This window comes from Streptomyces sp. NPDC005566 (genome assembly GCF_040605575.1).
Taxonomy (GTDB): domain Bacteria; phylum Actinomycetota; class Actinomycetes; order Streptomycetales; family Streptomycetaceae; genus Streptomyces.
Window position 1 is genome coordinate 1 of the sequence record NZ_JBEXDB010000047.1, and the last position, 7,385, is coordinate 7,385.

General features: G+C 70.1%; 2 protein-coding genes. Both read right to left on the bottom strand.

Translation table 11 applies throughout. The annotated features are described in order from the left end of the window. A partial coding sequence (locus ABZS61_RS34540; RefSeq protein WP_356430415.1) for a type I polyketide synthase occupies positions 1-6,687 on the bottom strand: 6,687 nt, incomplete at its 3' end. After that, positions 6,677-7,385 (bottom strand): beta-ketoacyl reductase (locus ABZS61_RS34545; protein WP_356430418.1); only part of this gene is annotated, 709 nt, incomplete at its 5' end. The genes ABZS61_RS34540 and ABZS61_RS34545, both read right to left, overlap by 11 nt.

Genomic DNA, 7,385 nt, shown 5'->3' on the forward strand with positions numbered 1-7,385 from the left:
CACCTGCCGCACCCAGTACTCGGGCTCCTGCATGACACCGGGTTCGGCTATGGCTCCGGTCAGGTTCGAGACCACTGGCATCCGGGCCGGGTGGAACGTCAGGCCGGCCAGGACGGTCGCGAATTCGTCCAGCATCGGTTCCATCAGGGCGGAGTGAAACGCGTGTGACACCGACAGGACGTTGAACCGCAGGCCCCGGGCAGCGCATTGGGTTGCGTAGTGCTCGATGGCTTCGGCATCGCCGGACAGGACAACGGAGTTCGGGCCGTTCACGGCCGCGATGTCCAGACCGGAGTCCGCGACATCGGCTTCGGTGGCCTGGACGGCGAGCATGCCCCCGCCTCCGGGCAGGGCCTGCATCAGCCGACCGCGCTCCGCGACCAGGACGCACGCGTCGTCCAGATCGAGGATCCCGGCCACATGCGCCGCGCTGATCTCACCCAGCGAATGACCCAGCAGCACATCCGGGACCACACCCCACGACTCCACCAGCCGGAACAGCGCGACTTCCAACGCGAACAAGCCCGCTTGCGCCCACACGGTGTGGTCCAGGTCGACGCCGTCGGTCAGGACCTCGCGCAGGGGCCGCTCCAGCCGAACGTCCAGCCGGGCACACACAGCGTCGAAGGCTTCAGCGAACACCGGGAACCGTTCGTACAACTCCAGTCCCATGGCCGGGCGTTGTGCGCCCTGGCCGGTGAACAGGAACGCGGTCAGGCCCTCTCGCGCGATACCGGTGGCGAGTGTCGAGTCCCCGGTCAGCACTGCGCGGTGATCCAGCGTGGCGCGGGTGGTGGCCAGCGACCGGGCGACGTCCACCGGATCCAGTTCCGGCCGCATGGCCACGAAGGACCGCAGCCGCTCCACCTGCGCCTGCAGTGCGGGCTCGGATTTCGCCGACACCACCCACGGCACCAGCCCCGGAGTACACGTCTGTACAGGCTCCTGAACCGGTTCCGGGCGGGGTGCCTGTTCGAGGATGACGTGGGCGTTGGTGCCGCTGATGCCGAAGGAGGAGACAGCGGCGCGGCGGGGCCGGTCATCGGTCTCGGGCCAGGCGCGTGCTTCGGTGAGGAGTTCCACCGCACCCGCGGACCAGTCGACCTGGGCGGTGGGGGCGTCGACGTGGAGGGTGGCGGGCATGAAGCCGTGCCGCATGGCCATGATCATTTTGATGATGCCCGCGATGCCGGCGGCGGCCTGGGTGTGGCCGATGTTGGACTTGATGGAGCCGAGCCAGAGGGGTTCGTGGTTGTCGCCACGGTTCTGGCCGTAGGTGGCCAGGAGTGCCTGGGCCTCGATCGGGTCACCCAGACGTGTTCCCGTCCCGTGGGCTTCGACGACGTCGACGTCGGCAGTCGTCAGGTGAGCGTTGGTGAGTGCCTGGTGGATGACGCGTTGCTGGGAGGGGCCGTTGGGGGCGGTGAGGCCGTTGCTGGCGCCGTCCTGGTTGACGGCGCTTCCCCGCATCACCGCGAGGATGTGGTGGTTGTTGCGGCGGGCGTCGGAGAGTCGTTCGACGAGGAGTAGGCCGACGCCTTCGGCCCAGCCGGTTCCGTCGGCCGCCGACGCGAAGGACTTGCACCGGCCGTCGGAGGCGAGGCCGTCCTGGCGGTCGAACTCGGCGAACGCGCCCGGGGAGACCATCACCGTGACGCCGCCGGCGAGTGCCAGGTCGCATTCGCCGGTACGCAGGGCTTGGGCGGCCAGGTGGAGTGCGACCAGGGACGACGAGCATGCCGTGTCCACCGTCATCGCCGGACCTTCGAGCCCGAAGACGTAAGCGAGGCGGCCGGAGATCACACTGTTCGCGGTTCCCGACAGCAGGTGTCCTTCGGCGCCGGCGACACCGTTGCTGCCATATCCCGACGAGGACGCTCCCGCGAACACACCCACCCGCTCGCCACGCAGTGAGCGGGGGTTCATGCCGGCTGATTCGAGGGTCTCCCACGCCGTTTCCAGGAGCAGGCGCTGCTGGGGGTCCATGGCGAGGGCTTCACGGGGGCTGATGCCGAACAGGGCGGCGTCGAACTCATCGGCGTCGTGGACGAATCCGCCCACCGCCGCGGTTATGTCGACCAGACCGGTGGGCCAGCCGCGGTCGTCCGGGAACGGAGTGATCCCGTCCGACCCGGCGGCGACCAACTCCCACAACTGCTCCGGCGACGTCACACCACCGGGATAGCGGCAGGCCATACCCACGATCGCCACCGGCTCGTCCTGCGCCGCGCCCGCGACGCGCGCCCCCGGAGCAGCGCCCTCCTGGGCGTCCCCTACCAGTTCCGACAGCAGATGGCCGCAGAGGGCGGTCGGGCTGGGATGGTCGAAGACCAGGGTCGCGGGGAGCGACAGTCCGGTGTCCGAGGTCAGCAGGTTGCGCAGCTCGACCGCCATCAGCGAGTCGAAGCCGAGGTCACGGAACGCCCTACCGGGTTCAACCGCTTCCGCACCCACATGTCCCAGTACCGTGGCGGCCCGCTCACGCACCAGGTCCAACACGATCCGGGCCCGCTCCGCGAGAGGGGCGTCCATGAGGCGCTGCCGCAGACCCGACCCCGGTCCACCCCTCAAGGCGCCACCGGACACGGTCTTCAGCGCGTCGGCCGCTTCGGGGAGGTCGGACAGCAGGGCGCTGGGGCGGGAGGAGGTGAAGGCCGGGGTGAACACCGACCAGTCCATGTCGGCGACGGTCACGCAGGATTCCCTGCCGTCCACCACTGCCGCCAGGGCCCGGATCGCCAGGGCCGGATCCATCGGCAGCAACCCACGCCGTCGCAGACTCCGGGCCGCTTCCGGGTCCGTGGCCATCCCGGCTCCGGCCCACGGGCCCCAGGCCACCGAGGTTGCCGCAAGCCCACGGTCGTGACGGTGCTGCACCCAGGCATCAAGGAAGGCATTGCCTGCCGCGTACGCACTCTGCCCACCGCTGCCCCACGTGGCAGCGATCGACGAGAACACCACGAACAGATCCAGCGGCAGATCCGCGGTCAGCTCGTCGAGCAGCACGGTGCCCTCGGTCTTGGCACGCACCACGTCTGCGAACGCCGCAGCGTTCGTTTGCTCCAGTCCCTCCGTGTCCACGACCCCGGCCGCGTGCACGATGCCGGTCAGAGGCCACCGCTCCGGAACACCGGCGATCAACCCGGCCAGAGCGTCCCGGTCAGCCACGTCACAGGCGGCAACCGTGACCTTCGCGCCCAACCCGGCCAGTTCTTCCACCAGATCCTCGGGGGCGACGCCCGCACGGCTGGTCAGCACCAGATGCGGCACCCCCCTGCCGGCCAGCCAGCGTGCCACCTCCACGCCCAGCGCGCCTGTGCCGCCGGTGACCAGGACGGTGCCCGAGGGCTGCCACCCCTCGCCGACCACAGCCGCCGGCACCGCACGTGCCAGCCTGCGGCCATACACACCCGACCCACGGACCGCGACCTGATCCTCACCACCACCGGCCAGAACACCGGCAAGACGGGTACCGGCCCGGGTGTCCAGGGCCTCGGGAAGGTCGATGAGACCGCCCCAGCGTTGCGGGAGTTCCAGTGCCGCGACCCGTCCCAGACCCCACACCGCCGCGAGGTCCGGATTGCCGAGCCGGTCCGAACCGCCCACGGACACCGCGCCACGCGTCAGCACCCACAGCGGCGCCGACACCTCACCCAGTGCCTGCACCACGGCGAGCGTCTCCGCCACCCCGGACGCGGACAGGATCACACCGGCCAGGTCAGGGAGCCCCGACACTTCTTCGGCGGGGAGGCCGACCACGGTCGCACTCGCAGCCTCCAACGCCGCCGACACCTCCGGGTCCTCGGTGCCGACGACCGCCCACACCCCGGTCAGTACCGCCGATGGCGGCAGGCCGTCCAACGGCTTCCACGTGACCCGGTAACGCCAGGAATCGAGGGTCGACCGTTCCCGGTGACGCCGCCGCCACTCGGACAAGGCCGGCAACGCCGACTCCAGACCCGCGAGCTCCTCCAGGTCCTCACGCTCCACCGCATCCCAGAACGCCGCGTCGCCCAGACCATCGCTCGCCGCCTGAACGACCGGCTCCGGCCAGAAACGCTGCCGCTGGAACACGTACGTCGGCAGGTCGACGACCCTCCCGCCCCAGTCGGCGAACAGCTTCGTCCAGTCGACGTCGACTCCGGACGTCCACAGGCGGCTGACCGCGCCCAAGGCGGACTCCGCCTCGTCCCGGTCCTTGCGCAGCACCGGCGTGAACACCCCGTTGCCGACGGTCTCCTGGGCCATGCCCGACAACACGCCGTCCGGGCCCAGCTCCACGTACCGCGTCACGCCCATCGCGTCGAGCGCCGCGACACCGTCCGCGAAACGCACCGCCTGCCGCACCTGGTTCAGCCAGTACTCCGGCCGCTGCATGAAACCGGGCTCGGCGACGGCTCCGGTGAGGTTCGAGACGACCGGGATCTCCGCCGGGTGGAAGGTCAGTCCGGACAGGACGGTCGCGAACTCCTCCAGCATCGGTTCCATCAGGGCCGAGTGGAACGCGTGCGACACCGAAAGGACGTTGAACCGCCGTCCCTGATCTGCGCATTGGGCCGCGAACTGGTCGATGGCGTCGGAGGTCCCGGAGAGCACCACGGAGTTCGGGCCGTTCACCGCCGCGATGTCCAGACCGGAGTTCGCGACGTCGGCTTCGGTGGCCTGGACGGCGAGCATGCCGCCGCCGGCGGGCAGCGCCTGCATCAGGCGGCCGCGCTCGGCGACCAGGACGCACGCATCGTCCAGGTCGAGGATCCCGGCCACATGCGCCGCGCTGATCTCACCCAACGAGTGACCCAGCAGCACATCCGGGACCACACCCCACGACTCCACGAGCCGGAACAACGCGACTTCCAACGCGAACAAGCCCGCTTGCGCCCACACGGTGCGGTCCAGGTCGACGCCGTCGGTCAGGACCCCGCGCAGGGGCCGCTCCAGCCGAACGTCCAGCCGGGTACACACCGCGTCAAAGGCCTCGGCGAACACCGGGAAGTGTTCGTACAGCCTCAGGCCCATACCCGCACGCTGCGAACCCTGACCGGTGAAGAGGAATGCGGTCCGGCCCTCGCCCGAGACTCCCGTGGCCAGTGTCGTGTTCCCGGCCAGCACCGCACGATGCTCCAGCGCCGCCCGCGTCGTCGCCAGCGACCGGCCCACGTCCACCGGATCCAGCTCCGGACGGTCCGCCACGAACACCCGCAGCCGTTCGACCTGCGCCCGCAACGCGTCCGCCGACTTCGCCGACACCACCCACGGCACCAGCCCGGGGCGCCTCGCCGACGGCTCGACGACCGGCTCCTCCTCGACGGACTCCGGGGCCTGCTCCAGAATCACATGCGCGTTCGTCCCGCTGATGCCGAAGGCCGAGACACCTGCCCTCCGCGGACGGTCCACCGCAGGCCACGGACGCGGCTCTGTGAGCAGCTCCACCGCACCCGACGACCAGTCCACATGGTGCGACGGCTCGTCCACATGCAACGTCGCAGGCAGCACACCGTGCCGCAGAGCCATGACCATCTTGATCACACCCGCGACACCTGCCGCGGACTGCGTGTGCCCGATGTTCGACTTCACCGACCCCAGCCACAACGGCTCACCGCCCTCGCCCCGGCTCCGGCCGTAGGTGAGCTGGAGCGCCTCCGCCTCGATCGGGTCGCCCAGCCGCGTACCAGTCCCATGGGCCTCGACCACGTCCACGTCCGCGCCCGTGAGGTGGGCGTTCGCCAGCGCCTGACGGATGACCCGCTGCTGCGACGGACCGTTCGGCGCCGACAGACCGTTCGACGCACCGTCCTGGTTCACCGCACTGCCCCGCACCACCGCGAGAATCTTGTGCCCGTTGCGCCGCGCGTCCGACAGCCGCTCCACCAGCAGCACACCGACGCCCTCGGACCACCCGGTGCCGTCCGCAGCCGTCGCGAACGACTTGCACCGGCCGTCCGAGGCGAGACCGCCCTGCTTGGCGAAGGCGCCGAACGAGCCGGGCGTCGCCATCACGGCCACTCCGCCGACCAGCGCCATACGGCACTCACCCTGGCGAAGTGCATGCGCGGCCAGGTGCAGGGCGACCAGCGACGAGGAACACGCCGTGTCCACGGTCACCGCGGGGCCTTCAAGGCCGAAGACGTAGGACACGCGGCCCGACAGGACACTGCTGGCGCCACCGGTCAGGGCGAACGACTCGGCGTCCTCGGAGCCCTGATCGATCAGGCCGTAGCCGGAGGGTGAAGCCCCGATGAACACCCCCGTGGGCGTGCCGGCGAGCGAGCGCGGGTCGACGCCCGCCGCTTCGAACGCCTCCCACGCAGCCTCCAGCAGCAAGCGCTGCTGCGGGTCCATGGCGAGCGCTTCGCGCGGGCTGATGCCGAACAAGTCGGCGTCGAACAGGTCGGCGTCGTGGACGAAACCGCCTCTGGGGGCGTAGGTCTCGTGTCCTTGCTCCCGTTCGATCTGTTCCCAGCCGCGGTTGGCCGGGAAGTCCGTGATGGCGTCTCTGCCTGTGCTCACCAGGCGCCAGAACCCGTCGGGGTCGGTGACGTCTCCGGGGAGGCGGCAGCTCATGGCGACGATGGCGACCGGCTCGCTGTTCGCCGCCAGGATCTCCCGGTTCTGGGTGCGGAGCCGCTCGACCTCTTTGAGAGAGGTCCGCAGCGCTTCGACGATTCGGTTGGCCGAGTCAGCGGTCATTGGGTTCTCCAGAACTGGCCTCGTGCCGTGCGGCGTCGAGCGCGATTTCGATAAGGGCTTCGGCGTCCAGGTCGTCCAGCGAGTCGAGCCTCTCGGTCGAAGAGGGCTCGACGGCGCCGGTGGGTTCCGCCAGTTTCAGCAACGTGTCCACGAGCCCGGCCTCCCGCAGTCGCTCGATCGGGATCGCGGCGAGGACGCCACGGATCTCGGCGTCACGGGGGTCGGAGGCGTCCGGTGTGGTCGGTTCCGGCATGAGCTCGGCGAGGAGCAGGTCGGCCACCGCCTGCAGCGAACGGAAGTTGAAGACGAGACTCACCGGGAAGCTCAAGCCCGTCAGCCGGTTGAGGTGATCGCGGAACTCGACGGCCATGAGGGAGTCGAACCCGAGGTCCTTGAAGGCCTCGCCGGCTCCGATCGCGTTCGGATCGCGGTGTCGCAGGACGGTCGCGGCCGTGGCCCGGACCATGTCCAGCAGAATCCGTTGACGCTGTCCGGCCGGAGCGTCAGCCAACCGCTGCCGCACCTCGGCACCCGCGTTCACCTCCGGCTCAACGGCAGTTGCAGCTCCGGTGTTCAGGGCTTTCGCTGTTCCGGTGAAGTCGTGGAGCAGCGGGCTGGGCCGCAGGAGTGTGAAGGCTTCGGCGAAGCGTGTCCAGTCGACGTCGGCGACGGTGAGGCTGCTGTCACCGTGGTCGACG